General features: G+C 54.9%; 28 protein-coding genes and 1 riboswitch. Of the genes, 10 read left to right on the top strand and 18 right to left on the bottom strand.

Annotated elements, in window-relative coordinates; genetic code table 11:
- Nucleotides 1-217: 217 nt before the first annotated feature.
- Complete coding sequence (gene ribD, locus NYE48_RS09155; protein WP_340998193.1) at nucleotides 218-1,315, bottom strand: bifunctional diaminohydroxyphosphoribosylaminopyrimidine deaminase/5-amino-6-(5-phosphoribosylamino)uracil reductase RibD; 1,098 nt, start codon at nucleotides 1,313-1,315, stop codon at nucleotides 218-220.
- A gap of 11 nt (nucleotides 1,316-1,326) precedes the next feature.
- Complete coding sequence (locus NYE48_RS09150) at nucleotides 1,327-2,082, bottom strand: GTP cyclohydrolase II (RefSeq protein ID WP_341000619.1); 756 nt, start codon at nucleotides 2,080-2,082, stop codon at nucleotides 1,327-1,329.
- A 185-nt stretch (nucleotides 2,083-2,267) separates the two neighbouring features.
- Nucleotides 2,268-2,357, bottom strand: a riboswitch (cyclic di-GMP riboswitch).
- A gap of 251 nt (nucleotides 2,358-2,608) precedes the next feature.
- Between NYE48_RS09150 and NYE48_RS28205 the strand changes: the two genes are divergently transcribed.
- From NYE48_RS28205 to NYE48_RS09130, 5 genes are all read left to right on the top strand, one after another.
- A complete protein-coding gene (locus NYE48_RS28205; RefSeq protein WP_445323957.1) occupies nucleotides 2,609-2,761 on the top strand; it encodes a DUF1963 domain-containing protein in 153 nt (50 codons plus the stop codon).
- A gap of 40 nt (nucleotides 2,762-2,801) precedes the next feature.
- Nucleotides 2,802-3,650 carry an alpha/beta hydrolase family protein gene (locus tag NYE48_RS09145; protein ID WP_212948880.1) on the top strand — a complete coding sequence of 283 codons (849 nt, stop codon included), beginning with the start codon at nucleotides 2,802-2,804 and terminating at the stop codon, nucleotides 3,648-3,650.
- 197 nt (nucleotides 3,651-3,847) lie between these two features.
- Nucleotides 3,848-4,441 carry a hypothetical protein gene (locus tag NYE48_RS09140; RefSeq protein WP_212948878.1) on the top strand — a complete coding sequence of 198 codons (594 nt, stop codon included), beginning with the start codon at nucleotides 3,848-3,850 and terminating at the stop codon, nucleotides 4,439-4,441.
- A gap of 465 nt (nucleotides 4,442-4,906) precedes the next feature.
- Nucleotides 4,907-5,269, top strand: coding sequence for a hypothetical protein (locus NYE48_RS09135; RefSeq protein ID WP_340998191.1), 363 nt, complete (start codon nucleotides 4,907-4,909; stop codon nucleotides 5,267-5,269).
- A 15-nt stretch (nucleotides 5,270-5,284) separates the two neighbouring features.
- Nucleotides 5,285-5,611 (top strand): SPW repeat protein, encoded by a 327-nt coding sequence (locus NYE48_RS09130; RefSeq protein ID WP_036711775.1) that lies wholly within the window; start codon nucleotides 5,285-5,287, stop codon nucleotides 5,609-5,611.
- A gap of 237 nt (nucleotides 5,612-5,848) precedes the next feature.
- Here NYE48_RS09130 and NYE48_RS09125 read toward each other — a convergent pair whose 3' ends face one another.
- The 4 genes from NYE48_RS09125 to NYE48_RS09110 all read right to left on the bottom strand — a co-directional run bounded on the left by NYE48_RS09125 (nucleotide 5,849) and on the right by NYE48_RS09110 (nucleotide 8,072).
- Nucleotides 5,849-5,959 (bottom strand): sporulation protein YjcZ, encoded by a 111-nt coding sequence (locus tag NYE48_RS09125; RefSeq protein ID WP_197069988.1) that lies wholly within the window; start codon nucleotides 5,957-5,959, stop codon nucleotides 5,849-5,851.
- A 136-nt stretch (nucleotides 5,960-6,095) separates the two neighbouring features.
- Entirely contained in the window at nucleotides 6,096-6,896 is an 801-nt protein-coding gene (locus NYE48_RS09120; RefSeq protein ID WP_340998188.1) for a glycoside hydrolase family 25 protein, read from the bottom strand.
- 213 nt (nucleotides 6,897-7,109) lie between these two features.
- A complete protein-coding gene (locus NYE48_RS09115) occupies nucleotides 7,110-7,328 on the bottom strand; it encodes a helix-turn-helix domain-containing protein (protein WP_212948874.1) in 219 nt (72 codons plus the stop codon).
- Nucleotides 7,329-7,481: 153 nt separating this feature from the next.
- Nucleotides 7,482-8,072, bottom strand: a complete 591-nt coding sequence (locus NYE48_RS09110; RefSeq protein ID WP_340998185.1) for an HD domain-containing protein — start codon at nucleotides 8,070-8,072, stop codon at nucleotides 7,482-7,484.
- 337 nt (nucleotides 8,073-8,409) lie between these two features.
- Between NYE48_RS09110 and NYE48_RS09105 the strand changes: the two genes are divergently transcribed.
- Complete coding sequence (locus tag NYE48_RS09105; protein WP_036711769.1) at nucleotides 8,410-9,075, top strand: tetratricopeptide repeat protein; 666 nt, start codon at nucleotides 8,410-8,412, stop codon at nucleotides 9,073-9,075.
- A 47-nt stretch (nucleotides 9,076-9,122) separates the two neighbouring features.
- On the opposite strand, the gene NYE48_RS09100 is transcribed toward NYE48_RS09105, so the two are convergent.
- The 5 genes from NYE48_RS09100 to NYE48_RS09080 form a co-directional block, all read right to left on the bottom strand.
- Entirely contained in the window at nucleotides 9,123-9,755 is a 633-nt protein-coding gene (locus NYE48_RS09100) for an SGNH/GDSL hydrolase family protein (RefSeq protein WP_036711767.1), read from the bottom strand.
- A gap of 128 nt (nucleotides 9,756-9,883) precedes the next feature.
- Complete coding sequence (locus tag NYE48_RS09095) at nucleotides 9,884-12,130, bottom strand: carboxypeptidase-like regulatory domain-containing protein (protein WP_340998183.1); 2,247 nt, start codon at nucleotides 12,128-12,130, stop codon at nucleotides 9,884-9,886.
- On the bottom strand, nucleotides 12,108-12,458 hold the full coding sequence (locus NYE48_RS09090) for a hypothetical protein (RefSeq protein ID WP_340998182.1): 351 nt from the start codon (nucleotides 12,456-12,458) through the stop codon (nucleotides 12,108-12,110). Before NYE48_RS09090 ends, NYE48_RS09095 begins: the two co-directional genes overlap by 23 nt.
- Complete coding sequence (locus NYE48_RS09085) at nucleotides 12,449-13,021, bottom strand: RNA polymerase sigma factor (protein ID WP_212952879.1); 573 nt, start codon at nucleotides 13,019-13,021, stop codon at nucleotides 12,449-12,451. The genes NYE48_RS09090 and NYE48_RS09085 overlap by 10 nt, the downstream gene beginning before the upstream one ends.
- A 128-nt stretch (nucleotides 13,022-13,149) precedes the next feature.
- Complete coding sequence (locus NYE48_RS09080) at nucleotides 13,150-13,584, bottom strand: GNAT family N-acetyltransferase (protein WP_340998180.1); 435 nt, start codon at nucleotides 13,582-13,584, stop codon at nucleotides 13,150-13,152.
- 238 nt (nucleotides 13,585-13,822) lie between these two features.
- Here NYE48_RS09080 and NYE48_RS09075 point away from each other — a divergent pair, with 238 nt between their 5' ends.
- Nucleotides 13,823-15,019 (top strand): MFS transporter, encoded by a 1,197-nt coding sequence (locus NYE48_RS09075; RefSeq protein WP_340998178.1) that lies wholly within the window; start codon nucleotides 13,823-13,825, stop codon nucleotides 15,017-15,019.
- 196 nt (nucleotides 15,020-15,215) lie between these two features.
- On the opposite strand, the gene fabF is transcribed toward NYE48_RS09075, so the two are convergent.
- Nucleotides 15,216-16,454: a beta-ketoacyl-ACP synthase II gene (gene fabF / locus NYE48_RS09070; RefSeq protein WP_340998176.1), complete on the bottom strand. Its 1,239-nt coding sequence runs from the start codon at nucleotides 16,452-16,454 to the stop codon at nucleotides 15,216-15,218.
- 144 nt (nucleotides 16,455-16,598) lie between these two features.
- Here fabF and NYE48_RS09065 point away from each other — a divergent pair, with 144 nt between their 5' ends.
- Nucleotides 16,599-17,444, top strand: a complete 846-nt coding sequence (locus NYE48_RS09065; protein ID WP_036711756.1) for a helix-turn-helix transcriptional regulator — start codon at nucleotides 16,599-16,601, stop codon at nucleotides 17,442-17,444.
- Nucleotides 17,445-17,473: 29 nt separating this feature from the next.
- Nucleotides 17,474-17,773, top strand: coding sequence for a hypothetical protein (locus NYE48_RS09060; RefSeq protein ID WP_036711753.1), 300 nt, complete (start codon nucleotides 17,474-17,476; stop codon nucleotides 17,771-17,773).
- Between the two features lie 119 nt (nucleotides 17,774-17,892).
- On the opposite strand, the gene NYE48_RS09055 is transcribed toward NYE48_RS09060, so the two are convergent.
- Both NYE48_RS09055 and rpiA read right to left on the bottom strand, forming a co-directional pair.
- Nucleotides 17,893-18,360, bottom strand: a complete 468-nt coding sequence (locus NYE48_RS09055; RefSeq protein ID WP_340998174.1) for a MarR family winged helix-turn-helix transcriptional regulator — start codon at nucleotides 18,358-18,360, stop codon at nucleotides 17,893-17,895.
- Nucleotides 18,361-18,429: 69 nt separating this feature from the next.
- A complete protein-coding gene (gene rpiA / locus NYE48_RS09050) occupies nucleotides 18,430-19,104 on the bottom strand; it encodes a ribose-5-phosphate isomerase RpiA (protein ID WP_212952863.1) in 675 nt (224 codons plus the stop codon).
- Between the two features lie 108 nt (nucleotides 19,105-19,212).
- Between rpiA and NYE48_RS09045 the strand changes: the two genes are divergently transcribed.
- Nucleotides 19,213-19,410, top strand: coding sequence for a hypothetical protein (locus NYE48_RS09045; RefSeq protein ID WP_036711750.1), 198 nt, complete (start codon nucleotides 19,213-19,215; stop codon nucleotides 19,408-19,410).
- A gap of 163 nt (nucleotides 19,411-19,573) precedes the next feature.
- Here NYE48_RS09045 and NYE48_RS09040 read toward each other — a convergent pair whose 3' ends face one another.
- The 4 genes from NYE48_RS09040 to NYE48_RS09025 all read right to left on the bottom strand — a co-directional run bounded on the left by NYE48_RS09040 (nucleotide 19,574) and on the right by NYE48_RS09025 (nucleotide 22,065).
- Complete coding sequence (locus tag NYE48_RS09040) at nucleotides 19,574-19,828, bottom strand: hypothetical protein (protein WP_340998169.1); 255 nt, start codon at nucleotides 19,826-19,828, stop codon at nucleotides 19,574-19,576.
- A gap of 86 nt (nucleotides 19,829-19,914) precedes the next feature.
- Nucleotides 19,915-20,355 (bottom strand): hypothetical protein, encoded by a 441-nt coding sequence (locus tag NYE48_RS09035; protein ID WP_340998168.1) that lies wholly within the window; start codon nucleotides 20,353-20,355, stop codon nucleotides 19,915-19,917.
- 40 nt (nucleotides 20,356-20,395) lie between these two features.
- Nucleotides 20,396-20,920, bottom strand: coding sequence for a GNAT family N-acetyltransferase (locus tag NYE48_RS09030; protein WP_340998166.1), 525 nt, complete (start codon nucleotides 20,918-20,920; stop codon nucleotides 20,396-20,398).
- 227 nt (nucleotides 20,921-21,147) lie between these two features.
- The gene (locus NYE48_RS09025; RefSeq protein ID WP_340998165.1) at nucleotides 21,148-22,065 is read right to left on the bottom strand and encodes an EamA family transporter; all 918 of its coding nucleotides are present in this window, start codon (nucleotides 22,063-22,065) and stop codon (nucleotides 21,148-21,150) included.
- Nucleotides 22,066-22,196: the final 131 nt, after the last annotated feature.

Genomic DNA, 22,196 nt, shown 5'->3' with positions numbered 1-22,196 from the left:
TGTTGTTCCTTCCGCAATGATCATTTTCATTTTTCCGGTCTTGATCCATTTTCCGCTTATTCCCCTTCACCGCCGTTCATTCCGAGAGAAAAAAAATGACGGCCATAGGCGGCTCGTCATTGTCAATGTAAGTAAATTCATTGAATATTAAAATATCCTAGACCTAAAAAGGGGGCGTTAGCGCCAATACCCGTTCGGAGACCTGGCCCCTTCATCATCAGCCGTACTTCGGATACGCCGTGATGCAAAGATCTTCTCCGATTTGCCGGACGGAGTGAATCCGCACGTTCAATGCTTCATCCATCGTTTCCAAATCCGGACCGCCGTATGGCGTGAGGGAACCGCGTCCTCCCAAAACTTTGGGTGCGATATAAATCAACCATTTGTCAATGAGGCTGGCGCGAAGGAACGAGGCGTTGACTTCGCTGCCGCCCTCGACAAGCAGGTCGGTAATTCCCTTTTCGTATAACATTTCCGATAATCGCCGGAGGTCCAGCCCGAGCCGGGTCGAAGGAACGAATAGAATCTCCAGCCCTTTTTGCTTCAGCCTGTTGACTTTCTCCGGATCCGCATCCTCCTTCGTGGCAATCCATGTCTTAGCCGCGGTGCAGTCGGTTATATGGGCATCCTCGGGCAACCGCAAATTGGAATCCAGGATGACCCGTACAGGGTTTTTCCCCTTTTCCGGCAGTCTGGTAGTCAGGCGGGGATTATCAGCCAGCACCGTGTTGATGCCGACCAAGATGGCATCGACTTCGTTTCGCAACCGATGCACCTCCCGGCGCGCTTCTTCGCCCGTAACCCACTTCGAATGGCCCGAAGATGCAGCTAACTTCCCGTCCAGCGTCATGGCGACCTTGGAAATAATGAACGGCCGCCGTTTGGTCATATTATGGACGAATCGTTCGTTGAGTCTTTTGGCTTCCTCTTCCAACACGCCCACTTCGACTTCAATCCCTTTATCTCGGAGCAGTTGAATCCCCCGTCCGGCGACCATCGGAGTCGGATCCTGCATAGCCACCACAACGCGGGTTACTCCGGAGCTGGCGACCAGCTCTGCGCAGGGAGGGGTTTTTCCGTAATGGGAGCAGGGCTCAAGGGTCACGTAAAGCGTTGCACCGTTCGTGTGTCCTTCCGCCATACGGAACGCGTGTACCTCCGCATGGGGTTCTCCGGCTTTTCGGTGAAAGCCGACGCCGACAACTTGTCCATCCTTCACAAGGATCGCGCCGACGACGGGATTGGGGTTCGTTTTTCCGCTTGCCGTGGCCGCCAGGTCCAGCGCCAGCTTCATATAATGTTGATCCGGGTTCATGCGGGGCCTCCTTAGCCGAGCTGAACGGTTTCGTTCAGGGGATTGTAAATATGGCCCGATTTTTCGATTTTCGTTGCCAGATACCGGGTATTATGTTGGGATACATCGCCCCAAATCGATACGTGATGATCGGATGCAAGCCCTTTTTCCCGCAATGATTGCAATTTGCGCGGATTGTTCGTAATGAGGCTTACCGGTTTCTGCCGCAATGCCTGAAGAACCTGTATCGCCTCGTCATAGGACCGGAGATCATCCGGAAAGCCCAAAGCGTGATTGGCTTCTACCGTATCGTATCCCTCTTCCTGCAGCAGATAAGCCAACGATTTGGAGAAAAGCCCGATTCCGCGTCCTTCGTGATTGGCCAAATAAAAGAGAGCTCCGCTGCCGTTGTCGACGATCATGTTCATGGATCGGCGCAGCTGGTACCCGCAATCGCATCGTTTGCTTCCAAAGATGTCCCCGGTATGGCAAATGCTGTGCATCCGAATCAACGTGTGCTCCGCATTGGCAAAATCACCGTAAACAAGCACGGATGATTGCTGGTATGAGGCAAGATCGGCAAACGGCAGGATATGGAGAACATCTTCCACCTCAAACGAAGCGCTTTCCGTTCTTAACCAAGTATACCAATTGAAGGTGATCTCCCGCTCCTCCAATTGTACCGGGAGCCGAACAGGACCGACAAGCGCAAGATCGGGACCTTCGGGCAGTTTAACAAGCGTTATTTTGTCCTTCAATAATCGACTAACCTGGTTTGGAATCACAATCATCCATCTCCTTTGTGTATTATCGTTCGTTTTGAGGCTTGCTGACTGACACCGGCTACGACAACACCTTAACGAGAACTGCTCCCCCTTATGTAGAACTGATTTAGGAACACCGTACTTGATATAGAAAACACAAAAAGCCCCCGTCTATGCGCGTAAAGAAATAGACGGAGGCCTCCGCCGTATTCGGTAACTGGCTGGCATAGCGGATGGAATCCGCCTTAGCCCCTGTAGCTTTGCGTCGCCACTTTTCAGTGGGTTTGCCATTATCGTACGATGTCGTATCATATAGAACTTCCGCGATTCTTGCAGGAAAAACGGAAGGAAAAACCTATGATTTTGAGAAAAAAGGAAAATATTCGTTTTTTTATGTAACCACACTAAGAATATAAATGACAAATTTAATAAATGCAACGAAAAGATTGATGCTGCACCCGGGTATTATTTCATGTTCCGGATACGCATCGACTGCCCGTTTGCGGCCATGCTGCCGCTCGGCTAAAATACACGTAGGTATGGTTTCCTCGTGCGAGAAAAAGAAAGGATACAATTGGCGGATTCCGGCGTCGGCAATTTTTTTATCCGCCGCGAGGATTTGGCCCGATTGGATTTTTCGAACGCGTATTATACCCGGGACTGCCTGCAGTCTTGGGTGACCGCCCTCGATATCCGAACATGAAGCAATAAGGACAAGCAAACGAAAAAGGCAGCTGATCTACATGATGATTCATATGACATACCGCTCCGGCGAATATAAGGTAAAGGGTTATCTCTCCCTTCCGTATGGATACGAAATCGAACCGGAAACGCTGGAAGCGCATATCCGGAAAATATACGGCGGGAAGCGGCTTCCCATGACCGTCATCGCGAACAATGCCAAGCGGGAGCGGCTGGATATCCATGAACGGAAATGGCCCGTTCTTGTTTATTGCCGCGGCGGCATCGGCAGGGTCGGGCAGGTCAAAACCGAATGGCTCGAGCGTTTTTCGCAAAGCGGTTTTATCGTTTTTGCCCCGGTTTACCGGGGGACGCAAGGCGGGGAGGGACGGGACGAATTCGGCGGCGCCGACCTGGAGGACGTTCCCGCGGCGTGCCGGCTCCTTGCCGGGCTTCCGTTCGTCGATCCGAAACGGATAGCGGCCATGGGTTTTTCCCGGGGCTCCGTAAACGCCGCGTCCGCGGCTGCGGACACGGATTTCATCTCGCAGCTCGTCCTCTGGGGCGGCGTCTCGGATCTCGCCCAAACGTACGAGGAGCGGGTGGATTTGCGGAGGATGTTAAAACGGGTCGTCGGCAATCCGCGCAAAATCCCCTCGGCTTACGAAGCACGCTCCCCTCTCCACATGGCAGAACGCATCCGCTGTCCGGTCCTCATCGTTCACGGAAGCGAAGATCAACAGGTGGACCCGGGGCACGGCATCCGGATGTACGAACGGCTTCAGGCCTTGGGCAAAGACGCCGAGCTGCATTGGTACGAAGGATACGGCCATCACATGCCTTACGAAATGCACATGCACGCGATCAACCGGATGTTCGACTGGATCCGGAAGCACCAAACCCGGCCATGAACAGTGCCGGGCCGTCGGCGCAAACTTCGACGCGGCCCGGCAGGGTCCATGCTTGAACGAAGAAAGCGGACCCGTAGCAGATTAAAGAATTGTAACGTCTTTTTGTCATCATTGTCATAAATGGGGATTCTATTCCATTCTGGGCAAGGTTCTGATAGACTTCATTTGTATCATGCTTTAGAGAAAGGGGGATGAAGTTGAAGCCCAGATCGCCTTTTAAGGTTGTATGCATGATGATGGCGGCGTGCTTCCTGCTGGCTTCCTGTTCAAGGAACTCCGAGCCGGCCAAGGTTGGCGTCGCGCAAAAAAAGGATGTCTGGTCCCAAGCTGAAGTCACCCGCGAGAACATCAAGCTTGTCCTTGAAAAGCCCTTAGACGAAGGCGCCATCCCGGCGGCGCAAATCAAAGACATCCAGCTCCAGGGAGCCAACAACAAGACGGTCACGGTCGACCTCAAACATGAATCGCCGGATCCGGACCGATTGATGAGCGATGCGGCGGCTACGCTGATTTCATACAGCGGCATCTTGCTCGAGAACAAAGGCATCGGAACGGTTGAGGTCTGCTTGTACGGAAATCCGGAGCCCGCAAACGGCAAAAACGTGACCAAAGAAACGGTTTGCCTCGCGATCAACCGCGAGGATTTGCAAAAAGGGCAGGACGCCTTTACAATCCCGGTGGACGATTACGCCCTGGTTTTCAGGCACGCAAGCTGGTACAAAATTCACCCTCAACTATATAAGTCGCTTCTTCACAAAGACCGGTTAAAAACGAGAGCTTACCTGAAATAAAGTTCGAAACGGAAAACGGATATGCCCCAGGGCATATCCGTTTTTTCGCTGCGGACAAACGGCCTGCCGATCACAAAAAAAAGCGGCCCCGGCGATCCGCATCGTCAGGGCCCAATCCGAACTATATATATCAAAGGGGGGTTATATATATAAATATACAGAATGGCGCGTCCTGAAACATGAAAACAACCTTATGCGATCATTAAATTGAAATAAAATCAGCTAAAACGCTAGTCCCTCCGGCAGACAGACCCCGCCAACCTCCGCTTGCGCCCATTTTTCCCGGGCGATGATCACGGGTTTCAGAATATGCATAGGCTGTAATAAATCGCAAACTTACAGGAGGAATGCATATGTCTTACACCCCTTACGCTCCATCCTCTTCCTATTATCCATATCCTTACCCGTATCCGTACCCCTATTACCCCTACCCTTATCCCTACTCGTTCCCATGGTGGCTTTACTATGGCGGCCCTCACGGTTATCCAGGGTATCATGGTTCTCCCGGACATCATGGCTCCCCAGGACATCACGGCTCTCCCGGATACGGCGGTCACGGGGGATACGGCGGCGGCCATCGCGGCGGGACGTCGAAAGGCGGAGGGCGGCGCGCCAAATCATAACGCCAAAGGAAGGCGGCCTGGAGCCGCCTCCCTTGATCCGCAAATCCCTTCTCCTCCGGCGGAAGCGGATCCGGCCGAATCGCGGTTTATCGAGCGGGAACGCCAAAATTTTTCGCGCGGCCATGACTTTCGTTACATCTTTTGTAATGATCGCTCTTTTGCTGCATATGATTTTTACGTACCCTCGTGTTGGCATCGATTATAAACGGAGGTGTGTTGGATGAAGCTAAGAAGCGTCGATAATACCATTGTGGCCCTCATCGGGATCTGGTTTATCATTGCGCCGTGGATTGCGGGTTATTCCGATGACAAAGGAGCGTTATGGACGAGTGTCATTGTCGGGGCCGTTCAATTGATCGCTTCCTTGTGGGCTTTTTCCGGGTCCGGATGGGGCTCCTGGCAAAACTGGATATCCCTGCTTGCCGGCGTTTGGTTTATTGTTTTTCCGTTTGTTTACACCGTCGAGTCCAATGTCATGTGGAGCAGCATCATTTTGGGAGCGGTAACCGTTCTTCTCAATTTGATCACCCTGTCTGCCAAGGATTGACGGCAGGTCAAGCGTTGCAGGCTTAAAGTTACGTCGTTAGGCCAACAGGGGCGTCCTTCACCTGTGTTCCGCGCAAGGTTTCACCGTGACGAAAGCGCAGGTCCCGTACGAAAACGGGGCCTGCGCTTTTTTTCCATGCCGGCCGCTTATGTAAAATCGCCTGAAAGCAGGCTCCCCATCAAGCCGCATTCAGGCGATCTTTCCGGCATTAGCGATCCGCTGAAGAAATCAATCCGATTACAGCCAGCAAGAGCGCAAAATAATAACCAGCAAAATAAAGAGAACCAAAATGGCACCTGTAGAAGCGAAAGGATTGTAACAACCTACTCCGCCAACAACTCCGCTCATTCCATTCCCTCCTTCCATCTAACATACTCTAAAGTATGTGGCCTGCCTGGCTTTTGGCATAGACTCCTCCCCAAATCGGGCTGCGCGGGAGCCTAATTTCAAGGGCAAATGCCTGTCTTATCTTTATCCCTCCTGTTTACTTATTCCCGGTCGCGGCATATTTGGCCAAAATCGCACCCAGCGTGCCGATATCGAGCGGATCTTCCGCTTGCCATTCCGGGCTGATCCCTGCATGCTTGATTAGCCACTGCCGGCCTGCTTCCTTCCATTCCGGCGCGTCCGGCCCTTTTCCCTGATCGTTCCGGTTGTACGCGGCCATCAGATCCGCCTCGCTTCCTTTATATTCGTTCAAGTCTACATCTCCGTTGATCCCCGGCACGCGGCCTTTGTTCGTATATTGGATAAACTCCCACGAAGTCCAACCGCCTTTATCCGCAGGGACCCCGCTGTTGTAGTAAGCGTACCATAGCGGAACGTTTCCCAGCGTGCCGTCCAGGGAGGTGTCGATGAAATCGGGGTACGTGTAGATCATAAGCGTTCTGCCCGTGCGCAGCTTGAATCGGGTTACCCATTCGCGCACGATGGCCGTGATGTTCGCCCGGGTCCCGCCTTCTTTCGTTTCGACGTCAAGGGCCAGCGGCAGCTTGAACGAGCTTAAGCCCCCGGCGCTTTCGACGGTCTGAACGAAATGTTCCAGCTCCGCGTTGACGTCGGCCTCATTGCGGGCCCGGGTAAAGTGATAGGCGCCCGTCAACAGGCCGGCCGACCGAGCGCCTTGCGAGTTGACCCTGAACCGGTCGTCCACCAGCTTCGGCCCTTCCGTCGCTTTCAAAAATGCGAAAGAATATCCTGCGCTTCTAACCCGTTTCCAATCGATGACGCCCTGCCAATGCGATACGTCGATCCCTTTGGCATGATTGCCGTTTCGGCTTTGCACAGCAACACCTCCGCGTTGGTCTGCAGACCGCCCGGTCTGCGCGTATATATAATTATGTGTGCTCCCATTCCCCCGTTTGGACGTTTCCTCGCCGAATCCGGAAATTGGATCCGTGCCCTTTGCGCGAATCCCGGGCGAAAAGCAGGGCTTGAAGCATAGAAAAAGAAGCCCTTAAATAAAGGCTCCTTTCCCCAAGAAGTAAACGCATTCGTTTTAATAACGGAACGTTCCTCTGGAACGTCCCCGTTGGTCTATTAATCCGGAATCCCCTTGCTCTCGGTACTTCCTCATCCATACCTTCAAACGCCCGATATCGGCAATTCCCAACGCTTCGGCGACCTCTTTTTTCGTCATTCCTTGAAGACGCATGTCCACAGCTTTCTTCTTGGTATCCAAACTGTAAGAACAGAAAGTCTGTCCCTTTTTGGCCATCCGTATCACCTCAACTACTTTATCGGCGGATGTCCTGTTTTTTTTCATTATTATCACACAAATAGTTCTAAAGACCCTTGTTTATATTGGAAATCAAATACATTTTCCTTGTTTTTGTCTATTGAATCGTTCTCTGGAATTATGACTTCGGATTCATGGCAGCAGATACCCTTGCTTGACCGCATCATCGATCAGTCCGGCGACGAAAGCATGCAGCTCCGGCATTTCCCGTTCAAGAAAACGGATCCGTTCAAGCACGCGTCCGGACGTCACCCGGTGCTCGCGCCAGGCCTTGCCTTCCGTATAATAATTGTGCAGCAGCGGCTGTATGCGGTCCATCGCTGCGGCATAACGGGCTTCGGCCGTTTCCCTCCGTTCAAATTCAAGCCAAAGCTCCATCATTTCGGCCGATTGGTCGGACGGCAGCAACCCGAAAATCCGAACTGCAGCCTGCCGCTCCCGTTCGAATTGATTCTCATGCCCTTGTACATCATATGCAAACGTGTCTCCTGCATCGATTTCCACGATGTCGTGGATGAGCAGCATTTTCATGACCCGCAGCACGTCGAGCTTTTCGGGCCCTCGATGCTCTTCAAGCAGCCAGGCCATAAGCACGATATGCCAGCTATGTTCCGCATCGTTTTCATGACGTGCCGCATCCATCAAATAGGTTTGGCGAAAAATCGTCTTCAGTTTGTCGACTTCGCGTATAAACGCGATTTGCCGGCTTAATCGGTCGTTCAATCGAACCGCCCCCCGTTGTTACTCTATTGAATGATCCACCGTTTAGTATATATCGCAGCGGGTTCCGAAAACAGGCTAATCCGATTTTCTGCGCAGGAAAAAAGCGTCCCGTTCGGGCCATAACCATCATTTGGGAGCATTTCGCATTCGCCGTCCCCGGATAACTTCATCGCAAAATGTAGAATAATCTGGAAAAAGAAGCTATTATTTTATACGGAGCCGTTATACGACCGAATTCGAATCAGAGAATTGGCGGAGCCATTGACGAACACAAACCGCGCGGAACATCACTTCCGGGCGTTACGGTCGGTCGACATCGAACTCATGGAGGTTATATATGGGCAAAATTTTAGGTTTTGTGCTGTTATGGAGATTGCTTGGAAACCCTTTCCTGGCCATCCTTGTCCTGCTGGTCATCGTCTATTTGCTGGACCGGCGTTTTGTCGGCATCCTTCCGAGCGTGACCAAACCTTTCAAACGGATGGGGCAAATCTCCAAACTCCGCACCCAAATCGGCATGAACCCAAGCGACGTGTCTTCGAAACATGAGCTGGCCAGGCTGTTGATCGAACGAAAAAAAGACGGCGAAGCGTTGAAACTGCTGGAATCGATCCAGTCGCAATCGGAAGATTCGGCCGAATTTTGGGATGACCTCGGGACCGTTTATTTGCGGCAGGGCAAAATCGCGGAGGGGGAAACCTCCATTCTGAGAGCGCTGGAGCTGAATCCGCGCGTCAAATACGGGCAGCCTTACCTTCGTTTGGCCGACGTCTACAAAAACAGCGACCGGGATAAAGCGATGGATTACGTACGCCGGTTTCAGGAAATCCATTCTTCATCCTGCGAAGGTTATTACCTGCTCGGCATGATGTACAAGTCGCTTGACCGCAAGGAAGAGGCGAAGGAAGCTTTTCAGGAAGCAATCGACATTTACCGCTCCCTTCCGAAATACAAGAAACGCCAGGAACGAAAATGGGCCGTGCTTAGCATGATAAAAAAATAATAAAAAAACAGACCTCGGAAAGGTCTGTTTTTCATTGGACCCAAGCATCAGCCCAGCGGATGGTACCCAAGCCGGTGCAAATGTTCGGCAATCACTTTGTAGCCTCTTCCGTTCGGATGAAGACGGTCGAAAGACAAAAGCTCCCTTTCCCTTCCGTAAAAGGAAGAAAATATGTTGGCCGCGGCATACCCGCTTCCCCAATAACCGTTGAGGTAGCCGTTAAATTGCTGAACCCATTGCGTGGCTGCCCCCACCTGGGGGTAGGGGTTATAGAGACCGACCGCCCGAACGATGTACGGCGTTCTGCTGCCGGATTTCAGCTGGTAGATCGACTGCATGATGCCGGAAAAATTGGACTCGCACTGCGACAACGCCTTGTTGAAATGCGAGGCCGCCTGATGGGAAGGCGCGCTTTTCGCCGCCCGGATCAAATCGTTGCCTCCGATCGACACCGTGATGATTTGCGCGTCCTTTAACGAGCTGCGCAGCCTCGGGTTGCGCCTCACGTTGTCGTACAATTCCGAGGAGGTCAGCCCGTTGATTCCCCAATTTTCATAGACCACCGGTTCCCCGATTTTCTGCTGCGCCAATCTCCGGTATACCGGCGCAAAGCCGTTTCCGGGCATCGCGCCGAAACCGACCGTCAGCGAGTCGCCGATCGCCGTGTATGAAATTGCCACAACCTTCGCCTCCTTCCCGTTTCCTCGTACTTCATCATTGTATGTGCCGGGAAGGGGCGTTGAAAGGGACAATATCCGGGGACAGGGAGAAGATCTCGCGAAAATCGGCGCAGGCCCAAACGCCAGGTTTATTTGACTTGCTTCAGCTGCTCGAAAAAACGGTTCATGGCGGGGGCGGAGGAACTTGAGCGCTCCCCTCCCGCTTCCCCGCCGCGAACGTACTGGCCGGCCCGTTGCCGTAGCGTCTGGAAATATCCGTCTTGTCCCGCCGCTTCCCGTTTCATCGCAAGGAGCAGCTCATCCCAATGGATCGGACCGGAATAGGACATCCGGTCAGGGTACTTTTCCGCCAAAGCCGCCGCTGTCTCCAGCGGGCTGCCGCGGGCAATCGTTAAGGCGATGTACGCGCCGATGAACCGGTGCGAGGGATCGTTTTCGAGCGATTTTTGAAAAGAAGCCGCTGCCTCATCCCATTTTTGCTGTCTCATGAAAGCGATGGCTCGCGTTCCGTCCCTATAGCCGGTATCCTCCGACGTATCCAGCGCCGCCGCAAGTTCGTCGTACCGGCGATATTCGTCCCAATCGGCCCGATCGAACGCTTGCTGGGCCAACATGTCGTAGTACCAGGCGGCGGGATGCAGTTTCACCAGCTGCCGCAAAAGCCGGGTTTGCTCCGCCAGCAGGCTCTCCTCCGCCTCCCCCGCCCCTTTCCCCTCCAGCATCGTGGTTCCCTGCAGCAGCCTGATAATCATATGCAAGCTATGGGCATCGTCGGGATCTTTGCGGTAATCCGCCCGATACATCGCTTCCGCCTTTTTCAAGTCCCCGCTGAGAAGCGTTCTGTCGGCCTCCGTCATCTCCCGCGCTTTCAAATAAAAAAATGGCAGACGGTCCGTCAAGCGTTCGTCCAAACGGTATCCGCCGCTGCGGGTCAGCATCCGGCCTCCCGCATCGTAAGCCGCGACGTCCCAGGTCATCTGGTTGTCCGTATTGGCATATCCGAGCAGGGACAACGGATCAATCGTCAGCTGGCCGCTGCCTTCGGAAAAACCGCTGATCCCCGTATATTCATAATAAAGATCATCCGCCTGGATCCGGACTTCGGGCACCGATATTCCCCGGCGGACGACACGGCTCGTCGAACCCGACTTCAGCTTTATTCCGACGCTGAGGTTATAATACGCCGCTCCCTGAACCGGCTCCCAGGCAAAGGCAATGCTGTTGTCCTTTACGATGGCATTGTTCACGGGTTCCCGGAGTTCGAGCAGCGGCTGAAACGTAACGTTCTCCACCGCCGCCTGCTGCCCGTTCAGGTCGATCCAGCCTCCATCGCGTTGTTCCGGCCACGTCCAGCCGTTCAACTGGCTTGCGTTCACCCCAAGATAGAGTTTGTAACGGCCGGGAACCACCCCTTTAAAAGCGTACTCTCCCTTTTCGTTGGTGATCGTCTGGTAGGGTTCAAAACCCGCCATGCTGTGGTTCAAATCATCGTCTCTCCGCAAAAATACGCCCGCGTAAGCCAAAGGCTCCCCATTTGCTTTCGCGATCGTGCCCGACACGTCGGTTAAGCCGGCCGGACGGCCCGAAGCGATCTTTTTTAAACGGTCCGTGATGCCCCGAAGCTCCTCTTTTTGGATTTGGACGGCCTGCCCGCTTGTCATGCGGCTGCTTTTTTGTTCCAAATCCGACCGGAGCAGCTCCAGCGTTTGGGGAACCTCCCCTTTTTCGATCGCATACTGCGCGAGCAGCTCGGACATGCGCACAAGGATATCATCGTTTGCTGCGTTCCTGTCGATTATTTCCGCGCACAACTTCAGCAGCGTATCATATTGTTTTTGCCCGGCGGCGAGCTGCGCCTGCATGAGCAGAAGTTCGTTGCTTGCGTACACGGCGTTCGAGGAATGCAGCCTTTTACGGGCTTCGGCCAAAACTTTCGCCGCTTTTTCCTGCTGCCCTTCTCCCTGGTAATGATAAGCCAGCAGCTTGGCCGCGGCGGCGAGCTCCGGCCCCGGTTCACCCTCCGCAGCATACTGTTCCAAGTAGGGGAGCTTTTCGTCCAAGGAAAAAACGGGCTTTTTGGCGACGTCCACCACGCCTCCGCCGTACATCATGCCGGTCGACTCGATGTACATGTCGTATGCCCGGCTTAAATCGGCGCTGTCGTCTTTCAGCATGTATTCCTCAATGAGCTTCAGCTTTTCTTCCGCGCCGGCCGCCGCGATTTTACGAAGCACCTGCTCCTTCGCTTCCGCGCCGGTTTGACCGGCCCCGGCCATGTTTTGGGGCGGCTTCGCCATGACGGCGACGGCAAGGATGACGGCCAGCAGCAGGCCTGCCCCATACGCCAAATGTTTAATTTTGACCCGGATTTTCAAGCAGGGCAAGCCTCCTTTCGAGATCGTCCTTCCAATATACGCTGCCGGCCTCTTCGACCAGTTCCCGCTTGAAGGCGGTTTCGCTTCCCGGCAAGGGGCCTTTCGGATAAAGTGCCGCGCGATACAAAAAGGCGGCTGTCAATAAAAGCAGCAGCGCTGCGCCAATCGGGACGACCGGCAGTTCAAGCTCCTTGTTCCACCATGCTCTTAACCGTCCGGGCAGCGATTTCGGATGCGTTCTTTCGAGCACGTTTTGCCGGTTACCGAAGCGAAGGCCTGCAAGCTCCCGGTCCAGCTCCCGTTTTACGTCCGGTCGGTTCAAGTCCAATCGGTCTCCCCCTCCTTCTCCAACGTTTGTTTTAAATAGGCGCGCCCTCGGGCAAGCCTCGCTTTGACCGTGTTCTTGCTCACCTGCAGGTGATCGGCGATTTCGGCAACGCCCATCTCCTGAAAATAATAAAGCGTAATGACCTCGCGGTATTTATAGCTTAGACGGTGCACCGCTTTCGTGAGCCTGCCGCTCCTCCACCGCTGCACAAGCCTTTCTTCGGGCCCCGGCTCCTCTTCTTTCGCCAGCCGCCCGTCCACGTAGGCGGACGGAAACAGATGCCTGAAACTCCAGGTACGCTGCTTCATGCGGCAGCGATTGACGACGATGCGAAGCAGCCAGCTTTTGAGCTTCGTATCGTCGCGCAGCTGCCCGATCCGTTCAAAGGCCGCGATAAAGCTGTCCTGCACCGCTTCCTCCGCTTCCTGCCGATCCCGGAGCAGCAAGCAGGCGGTACGCAGCAAATCGTCGCCGTACTGCTGCATCAGCAGCACGAGCGCTTCTTCATCCTTCCGTTTTAAACCCGCTATGATATCCAGTCCGTGTTCCTCCCCCCTTGCCATTAATGATGCGTCCCGGAGCGGATTGGTTGCATGTTTCCGAAAAAAATGTGCTTCTTCCGATTCCCTGCATGAAATACAAAAACCGGCTCCCCAAGAGGAACCGGCTATGTTACACCATCCGAACCAAATTATTCTTCTCCGGGCTCATCCTCGACCTCGAATACGCAGCGGAAGCGCTCCTTACCGGGATACTGCTCGCCCAGGCTGTGCACGATAAAGCCGATGTTCCGGTAAAAATCGACGGCCTCCTCATCCGTTTCGGCGATCACCCGCTCCGGCTTTTCCTTCGTCATGGCCTCCAAAATCATCCCTCGGCCATACCCCAGGCCCCGATTTTCGGGAATGACGGAAATATGGCGAATCACGAGGTCATTCCCCGATTTTTCGTATCCGATCATCCCGACGAGCAGTTCGCCGTCTTCATAGCCGTACAGCTGCCAGGCGTCGTTGCTTTCATAGGCTTGGACGGCCTCCTCGACCGACCGGTCATCCGGAAACACCGCGTAGGAAAACAGCTCGGCCACCTGCGGTTTGCGTATGTATGATTTAATGTTCAACAGCATGTTCAAAACCTCCACATCATCCACTTCATCTTTCAATTCATTGAGTTACTTTAACCCGCCGCGGCAAAAATTTCAACTTTAACATGCTGAAAATTCTCCCGGTTCCCGAAAACGATAAGCTTCAGGCATGAATGCGATGCTGGACCGATATTGAAAACAGCTTGCAAACAGGCGTACACTGGGTTAAGAAAACAATTGATTCGTTTTCAACTTTTTTCATGGAAAGAGGCTTTGCATCATGAGTTATATCCAGCATGGCACGTCCGCATTCCGCAAAACGAGTTTGGCCCTCTTCGCGGGAGGTTTTAACACGTTCGCCATCCTCTATTATACCCAGCCGTTGATGCCCGAGTTCTCCAGGGAATTCGGCATTTCCCCGGTGACGGCCAGCCTGTCGCTGTCGCTGACGACGCTGGTGCTGGCGTTCAGCATGATCGTCGTCGGCTCCCTCAGCGAATCTTGGGGCCGCAAGCCGGTAATGACGGTCGCCATGATTGCCGCGTCCGTTCTGACGCTTGCCACGGCATTCGCGCCCAATTTTCATACGCTGCTCGTCTTCCGCATCGTACTCGGAGCCGTGTTGGCCGGCCTTCCCGCCATCGCCATGGCCTATCTGGGCGAAGAGATCGCCCCTGGCAGCCTCGGGGCCGTCATGGGACTGTACATTAGCGGCAACTCCATCGGCGGCATGGGCGGCCGCGTCATTACCGGCGCATTGACGGATCTGTGGAATTGGCGCATCGCCATCGCCGCCATCGGGTTGCTCGGGTTGACATTCAGCCTGGTTTTCCTGTTTCTGCTTCCGCCGTCGCGCCATTTCGAAGCCCGCCCGCTGCGCTTCAAATCGTTGCTTCGTTCGCTTGGAAGCCAGTTCAAAGATCCCGGCCTCCTCATTCTATATGCGCTTGGCTTTTTGCTTATGGGAAGCTTCGTTTCGCTATACAATTATATCGGTTACCAACTGATCGCTCCGCCTTATTCCCTCAGCCAGACGCTGGTCGGATTTATTTTTGTCGTTTATATCGCGGGAACCTTCAGCTCCACCTGGATGGGAAAAATGGCCGACGCGCACGGCAGGCCGCTCATGTTATGGATAGGGCTGGCCGTTTTTCTTTGCGGAGCGCTGCTGACGCTTAGTCCGCTGCTGGTCATAAAAATCGCCGGCATCATCATGTTCACCTTCGGATTTTTCGGTTCGCATTCGATCGCCAGCTCCTGGATCGGCATCCGGGCCAAACGCGGAAAAGCGCAGGCCTCTTCGCTTTATTTGTTTTTTTATTACGCAGGTTCGAGCGTCGGGGGGACGCTTGGCGGCACGTTTTGGGGCGCGTACGGCTGGCACGGCGTGGTGGATATGATCGCGGGTTTCCTCGTAACCGCCCTGTGTCTGTCTTTGCTGCTTGCCCGCCTCCATCGCCGCCAAGCCGCCGCCTAAGCTTCCGTTATGCGATGATTTTCGGCGCGAAAAAGCCGGGTAGAAAAGGGGACCGCCCGCTCTACCCGGCTTGTTGTTCACATCATGTTAAAAGAGGACAAGTTATCGCGGCAACCTCGTCATCCTTTGCATGTGAAAATCCGGTCACTAACATCCTGCAAGGGCTGCTCCGTAGGAACGGCGCCTGCCTTTCGGTTTAGGGCGCGAATTTCTCGAGCACGATGACGGCATTATGGCCGCCAAAACCGAAGGAATTGGATATGCCGACGCGCACGTCCTTCCTCCGGGCTTCGTTCGGCACGAAATCCAAATCGCATTCCGGATCGGCCGTTTCCTGATTGATCGTCGGCGGGATGCGGCCGTCCCGGATCATTTGCACCAGCGCGATCGCTTCCACGCCGCCGGCGGCCCCGAACATATGGCCGATCATCGATTTGTTGGCGGTTACCGGGATCCGGTAAGCCTCTTCCCCGAACAGCCGCTTGATGGCCGCCACCTCGGACCGGTCGCCGACCTGCGTACTCGTTGCATGCGCGCTGATGACGTCGACGTTGGCCGGCTCGACGCCGGCCTCCTGAAGCGCAAGCTTCATCGCCAGATAAGCCCCTTTCCCCTCGGGATGGGAAGCCACCACATGGTAGGCATCGGAGGTCGCGCCGTAGCCGGTCACTTCCACATAAATTTGCGCGCCGCGCTTTTGTGCGTGGGACAAGCTCTCCAGCACCAAAATGCCGGCGCCTTCCGCCATGACAAACCCGTCGCGCCCGGCGTCGAACGGCCTGCTGGCACGGGCCGGATCGCCATCCCATCCGGACAGCGCGGTCGCGTTGCCGAATCCGGCCATCGAAATTTCCGAGATCGCCGCCTCGGCGCCGCCGGCCAGAATGACGTCGGCTCCGCCCGCCCGAATCAGCCGGAACGCTTCCCCGATGGCCGTGTTGCCGATCGAACAAGCCGTCACGGGCGACAGGGTTGGCCCCTCCGCTCCCGTGCGAATGCTGATCATCGCCGCCGCCATATTGGAGATCATCATCGGCACCAGCAGCGGACTGACGCGGGAAACGCCGCGCGTGCGAAGAACCTCCGCCTGCTCCATCAAAGTCGAAATGCCGCCGATGCCGGAGCCGACATAAACGCCCATTCGTTCCTTATTCACCTGATCAAGCTTAAGGCCCGCATCCTGAATCGCATCTTCGGCGGCGGCAAGCGCAAACTGGCAAAAGCGGTCCATGCGCCGCGCTTCTTTCCTGCCGAAACGGGCGTCGGCGTCAAATTCGCGTACCACGCCCGCCAGCGAAGTTTTCATAACGGACGTATCCCAGGCATCGACCTTGGAAATCCCGGATGCTCCTTGCAGCAGCGCGTTCCAAAAAGACGGCACGTCATTGCCAAGCGGCGAGACCAGCCCTGCTCCCGTAATAACGACTCTTTCCATATCCTGATTCCTCCCTGTGCAATCTTTATGGAAATATCTTTTCACAGGTGTTATCCTATTACAAGTTGTTGTTTATCCTAGTATAATGAATACTATGCATGTACTTTGGAAAGCTTGGCCGTGCAACAAGAGAGGAGGAACGCCATGAATCGCGATACCCGCCTTAAGGCGCTGTCGGCCTTCCTGACCGAGCAGCGCGCCAAAATCCAGCCCGAAACGGTCGGATTGCCGGCCGGCGGAAGGCGGCGCACCCCCGGGCTGCGCAGGGAGGAAGTCGCCCAATTGGCCGGCGTCAGCAGCACCTGGTATACATGGCTGGAGCAGGGCCGGGACATCAACGTTTCATCATCGGTGCTCGACTGCATCGCCGCCGCCCTGCGCTTGACGCCCGACGAACGCAAGTATCTGTTCGCCTTGGCCATGGAAGCCCCCTCAAGCTCCATAACGACGCAGCAGGAGGAGCCCAAGATCAGCCCTGCGCTGCAAAAAATGGTGGACGAGCTGCATTACTGCCCGACCATCATCTCCGACCGCCACTGCCAGATCGTCGGCTGGAACCGGGCGGCTTCTTACGTCTTCCTTGCCTTCGAGCGCATTCCCGCCGAGCAGCGGAACATGATCCGGCTGCTGTTTACCCGGAAGGAGTTCCGGCGGCTGGCGGTGAACTGGGAGCATTTTGTCATGGGTTTTCTTTCGATTTTCCGTTCCTATTACGGCCAATACGTGGAAGACGCCTGGTACGAGCAGTTTTTGCAGGAAATGGAGCAGGTCGATCCGGAATTTTTGCCCTTATGGAAGCACAGCCAGGTCAGCAGCGCGCCCGAGGTCGTCATCGAATTCCGGCATGCCAAAATGGGGAAAATGCTATTTGACCTGACCTCGCTTCAAGTGCAAGGCAGCGCCGACCTCCGCTGCAGCGTATATACGCCTGCCGCCGGCTCCTCGACGGAAGCCAAGCTGAAGCGGCTGATGAACCAATCGGCGGATTGACGCAAATGATAAGCTGGGGATGATGAACGATGGCTTTTGGCATAAACCGCAAGGAACTGGACGCGTGGAAAAAGGCGGTCAGCCGCGGCGAAATCGCGTTTTTGACCCATTATTGGCTCGATCCGCGTTTCCCCGGCATGACGACCGTGACCAAAGTGGGCTGCTCGGACCTGGAAAGGCTCCGGGCATGGTGCGAGGCGCATGATCTGCCCTCCCGGTACATCCACAACCGGAACCCTTTTCCGCATTTTGATTTGATCGGTCCGAAGCAGAAAGAAATTTTAATCGAGGAAAAGCTTTGGGAACATTTGGAGCGCTTCAACCTGTAAAGGCGTTCGAAGCCGCTGATCGCCAGCGTTTTTTCCTTTCCATTCAACGAAAAACGGCCCGCCGTCCGCTGTCCGATACGCGGCGACGGGCCGTCTTTTGACGTCCTACAAGGGGATTATCATTTTGGGCGTCCGGCTTTGTAGCTCTCTTCGGCAGCATGCCCCAGCTTCTTCAAAAGCTCGACGGCCTGCTTTTTCTCGTCTTCATTAAGCCCTTCGACCGCATGGACGAGCACCTCTTGGTGGCTCGGGAAAATCGACCCGAAGAAAGCGCGCCCTTCGTCCGTCAAATCCGCGAAAATGACGCGGCGGTCATCCGGCGAGGCTCTGCGCACAAGCAGGTTTTTTTTCTGCAGCTTATCGGCTACATAAGTAATGTTTCCGCTGGAAATCAGCACTTTCTCGCCGATCTTTTGCAACGGCTGCGGGCCTTTGTGATACAAAAGATCAAGCACGCCAAATTCGGTGGTATTCAGGCCATGGCTTTGGATATCGCGCGAGGAATGGGCTACGACCGAATTATAAGCGCGTGCGAGTACGATAAATAATTCCAGGGACAATTCGTCATTGTTCATTTTGTCTGCCATACGAGAAACCTCCAAAACTACTATCTTAATATAAAGATAGTGGAAACCCGCGCGATTGTCAATGGCCTGCTATTTTTCGGGCGTCATCACCGTTACGGTGCCGTCCTGATGCCCGATCACGGCCCGGGCTGCGAGTCCGATAAACAGGCCGTTATCCACGACGCCGGGCAGCGCGAGCAGCTGCGCATGCAGCTCCGCCGGATGTTCGATCACGCCAAAACGGCAATCGGCAATGTAATTGCCGTTGTCCGTGATGAACAGGCGCTCGCCGTCGGTGCGGAGCATCGGCTTTGCGCCCAGCTTTTCCAGCGCCTCCATCGTCCATTCATTCGCAAAAGGAACGATTTCGACCGGCAGCGGAAAGCTGCCGAGCTTGTCCACGAACTTGCTCTCGTCCGCGATAATAATCAATTCCTTGCTGTGGTACGCAACGATTTTTTCCCGCAGCAGCGCGCCTCCGCCGCCTTTGATCAGATGAAGCTCCCGGTCGAGCTCATCGGCGCCGTCGATCGTCAGATCCAGCCCTGCGATTTGGTCGAAAGGAACCAGCGGAATGCCCTCTTCCTGCGCCAGCTTTTCCGAAGCCTTGGAGGTGGCCACCGCTTGTATGTTCAACCCTGCCCGGACGCGTTCCCCGATTTTACGGATGGCCCAATAAGCCGTCGACCCCGTTCCAAGCCCGATCCGCATCCCGTCTTCCACATATTCCACCGCTTTTTCGGCGGCCAGCTGTTTCATATTCATGCTCCCACGCTCCTCAAACGAGATTCATTTCCTTTTCCGGTCCGTTACAGATCTTGTCCGTAACCTGATATAATCAGACATAAGATGACAATCTTTGGAGGTACCGACATGAGAACCGAAAATCAAATCAAATCCAAAATCAATGAACTTACGCTGCAAAAAAAATCGCTGATGTCCCGCATCGAGTCCGCCGAACAAGGGTCTCCGGCGCATGCGTCGCTGAACGCGCAGCTGCTTCGGCTGGAGGATATGATCAGCATGCTGGAATGGGTGCTGCACGAACCGAGCGGCAGTTACCATATGTAGCCCCCGATTCGGCCTTTGTCAATCCGCTGCCCCCGTCCCCTTAAAGCCGTACACGACCGAATCCGCCGCCAGCGATAAATCCTCTGATCCATCAAAGTGACGGGTTTCAGGCCCGTCTGCCGCTGCCATGCTTCCGCAAAAGCGTCCGCGGCATGGCGAACGGCTACGATGCTTGGGATATGTACATCCTTTCGGCGGTGCAGATGCTCTGGGCAGCCGCGCAGCAAGCTTCCAGCTTTCCCGCCGGCATGCCTTCAGGCACCCCGAGGATCAGGTGGGATTGCGTCTTCATCATGACGAGCAGCGGCTTGTCCCCTTCGCCGACCGAGGCAAGAAAATACGGCCCTTCCGCCTTCTTCTCGAGGACAAGCCTGGACAATACGCCAAGAGGGAGATTGTTTACCGCTTCCTGCTCCATGAGAACCGCCTCACATGTGCGCGGAAGGCGGACGGGTCCGTAAAATGGCGGAATTGCATTTTTAGGTCCCCCCTTTTGGTTGCTTCTTACCGGTTCGCGTTCGCGAGTGAACCCCGCAGTCCCTGCTCAAGCCGGTCCAAGGCCCGGCCTTCCTCGTCGTTCATCACGGCGTCGCGGCTTGCCCTGACCTCGATCATCTCCGCCTTGGACGCCAGATCGGAGCAGGTATGCTCCATGATTTGCACGGCGTGGTCCAGCTTCAGTTCGCCGACCGTGCCGTGAACCCGGCTTAAACGGACTTTTACCGTTCCTTCGGCTTCGCGATAGGCCGCTTCAAGCAGCGTTGCCGCGTTGGCCGCTTCACCGGCCGCAGACTGGCGCTCCACCAACACCGTATAGGACGATACGGCAGGTAGGGTCCCCTTCTTTTCCTTCTGCTCCGCGATAAGTTTGGAATTTCTCCAGGCAAGGAAGCCGGCCCCGGCGAGAATCAGTATTCCTAATGCATATCCGATATAAACAATCAAGTCTTCACCTTCATCCGTTTCTTTTCGGCTTGCCTGCCGGTTACAGCTTTTTCAGCATATGGATATCCTCGGGCTCGAGTTCGAACAGTTCTTCATCCACCTGGTCGGCGATTCGGCCGCCGTTGGCCATATAAAAATGAACGGCGGACTCGGTTTCCGTCGAAGAAATGTACAAATAGGACGCCCCGCGCTTGCGCGCCTCGTCGGCAAGCTCCTCCATCAGCTTCGTTCCGATGCCTTGCCTGCGGTACGCGCGGCTGACATACATCAAATCCACCTGCAGCCGGTCCAATTGTTCGCCGCGGAACCGGTGCCCAAGCACGCCGAATCCGACAAGGGCGTCCCCGTCAAAGGCGCCGTAAGCCGCGCCTCCGCTGCGGAGCTCGGCCTCAAAACGTTCGATCATTTCCCGCGTGTGTTCCTCGTCCCAGGACGGGCATTCATGCCCGGCAGGAAGGGCCTCCAGCACGCCGTCTTTCATTTTATAAATGCTTCCGATCGTTTCCGATCTGTCGATTTGCCGAATCAAACCCGATTCATGAAGCTGCAGTTCCCTAATGACCATGATTTGCTTCCTCCAATGTTTATTTTAGATGATCCCTCCTTTTTTCTTCCGTTAGTTTGGAAATGCGATGATTTTTTTTGGAATAACCGTACATCCTCCTTTTTTCTCTCATTATACAAAAAAACGGCCCGCGGCTGAACCAGCCGGAGCCAAAAATAAAAGAAGAATGTCTACACTTATACATTACCCTCCGCGGCGGCCGTTAATCGGGCCTCGGCAAGCCGGGTTCACAAATTCGCCGCGGATTTCTGGGTTTCGTACAGAGGCGGCGTTTTTTTCCTGGAAAACCGGATTTGCGGAATGGCAATCCCGATAAAAATGAGCACGATGCCGAACCATTGCAGGCCGCTTACGTGTTCATGCACGAGAAGGACCGAAGCCACGACGGCCGCGGGCAGCTCGGCGGCGCCAAGAATCGCTCCGGTTCCCGAGCCGACCTTCGGCATGCCGATCGCAAAAAACACGACGGGGATCAAAATGCCGAGGAAGCCCAGCGCGACGCCGTATTTCCATAACCCGTCGCCCAGCGCCCCATCCCACAAAAACGAAGGCGAAAATACCGATAACACGATGACGCCGGAGCCCGTCGTCATAAAGAAGCTTTTATTGAAGGCGGGAACCTTCGTTTCGACGCGTCCGCTGACGAACATGTACAGCGCAAACGTAAAGGCCGACAGCAGTCCGAAGATCACGCCCGTCATGTCGAGCGCTCCGCTGCTGGACCCGATGACCCCGCCGGCGAGCAGCGTTCCGGCGATCAGAACGATGATGGAAGCGATCTTGCTTTTGCTCGGAAAACGGCGGTCCGCAACGGCTTCAAGCAGCACGCCGATCCAGGTGAATTGGAATAAAAGCACGACGGCGATCGAGGCAGGCAGCCGTTCGACGGCTTTACCGTAAAACACCGACGTGCCGCTCATGGTGATGCCGACGGCCAGCAGCGTCAGCCACTGCTTCGGCGACAGTTTTTTGCGCGAAAACAGAAGCATGAGAATGAGCAAAAACGTCCAGCCGAACACGTATTGCCCGCCCAGCATCTGGCTGACCGTAAAGCCCTCCTTCATGCCGAGCTTCATGATGGATGACAGCACCCCGTAACTGATCGCCCCGATCAATATCAGCAGCGAATATTTGAGTTTGTTCATGCATATAGTCCCCCTTTGATGCAGCCTTCCGCAACAACCAAAAGCCCCCCGTCATGGATAGACAGGGGGCGAACGAAACCGGCGGGTTCATACCGCCGTTAAAATTTCGCCACTCGCGAACGAATCGGAGT

This window comes from Paenibacillus sp. FSL M7-1455 (genome assembly GCF_038004655.1).
Lineage (GTDB): Bacteria > Bacillota > Bacilli > Paenibacillales > Paenibacillaceae > Paenibacillus_AQ > Paenibacillus_AQ cookii.
This window is presented reverse-complemented; position numbering and strand designations above follow the sequence as displayed.

Excerpts from the sequence above, each read along its gene's own strand:
- ribD (WP_340998193.1), bottom strand. The coding sequence starts at position 1,315 with ATGAACCCGGATCAACATTATATGAAGCTGGCGCTGGACCTGGCGGCC.
- NYE48_RS09145 (WP_212948880.1), top strand. The coding sequence starts at position 2,802 with ATGATGATTCATATGACATACCGCTCCGGCGAATATAAGGTAAAGGGT.
- NYE48_RS09135 (WP_340998191.1), top strand. The coding sequence starts at position 4,907 with ATGGCGGCCCTCACGGTTATCCAGGGTATCATGGTTCTCCCGGACATC.
- NYE48_RS09130 (WP_036711775.1), top strand. The coding sequence starts at position 5,285 with ATGAAGCTAAGAAGCGTCGATAATACCATTGTGGCCCTCATCGGGATC.
- NYE48_RS09125 (WP_197069988.1), bottom strand. The coding sequence starts at position 5,959 with ATGAGCGGAGTTGTTGGCGGAGTAGGTTGTTACAATCCTTTCGCTTCT.
- NYE48_RS09115 (WP_212948874.1), bottom strand. The coding sequence starts at position 7,328 with ATGGCCAAAAAGGGACAGACTTTCTGTTCTTACAGTTTGGATACCAAG.
- NYE48_RS09105 (WP_036711769.1), top strand. The coding sequence starts at position 8,410 with ATGGGCAAAATTTTAGGTTTTGTGCTGTTATGGAGATTGCTTGGAAAC.
- NYE48_RS09085 (WP_212952879.1), bottom strand. The coding sequence starts at position 13,021 with ATGGCAAGGGGGGAGGAACACGGACTGGATATCATAGCGGGTTTAAAA.
- NYE48_RS09080 (WP_340998180.1), bottom strand. The coding sequence starts at position 13,584 with ATGCTGTTGAACATTAAATCATACATACGCAAACCGCAGGTGGCCGAG.
- NYE48_RS09075 (WP_340998178.1), top strand. The coding sequence starts at position 13,823 with ATGAGTTATATCCAGCATGGCACGTCCGCATTCCGCAAAACGAGTTTG.
- fabF (WP_340998176.1), bottom strand. The coding sequence starts at position 16,454 with ATGGAAAGAGTCGTTATTACGGGAGCAGGGCTGGTCTCGCCGCTTGGC.
- NYE48_RS09065 (WP_036711756.1), top strand. The coding sequence starts at position 16,599 with ATGAATCGCGATACCCGCCTTAAGGCGCTGTCGGCCTTCCTGACCGAG.
- NYE48_RS09060 (WP_036711753.1), top strand. The coding sequence starts at position 17,474 with ATGGCTTTTGGCATAAACCGCAAGGAACTGGACGCGTGGAAAAAGGCG.
- NYE48_RS09055 (WP_340998174.1), bottom strand. The coding sequence starts at position 18,360 with ATGGCAGACAAAATGAACAATGACGAATTGTCCCTGGAATTATTTATC.
- rpiA (WP_212952863.1), bottom strand. The coding sequence starts at position 19,104 with ATGAATATGAAACAGCTGGCCGCCGAAAAAGCGGTGGAATATGTGGAA.
- NYE48_RS09045 (WP_036711750.1), top strand. The coding sequence starts at position 19,213 with ATGAGAACCGAAAATCAAATCAAATCCAAAATCAATGAACTTACGCTG.
- NYE48_RS09040 (WP_340998169.1), bottom strand. The coding sequence starts at position 19,828 with ATGGAGCAGGAAGCGGTAAACAATCTCCCTCTTGGCGTATTGTCCAGG.
- NYE48_RS09030 (WP_340998166.1), bottom strand. The coding sequence starts at position 20,920 with ATGGTCATTAGGGAACTGCAGCTTCATGAATCGGGTTTGATTCGGCAA.
- NYE48_RS09025 (WP_340998165.1), bottom strand. The coding sequence starts at position 22,065 with ATGAACAAACTCAAATATTCGCTGCTGATATTGATCGGGGCGATCAGT.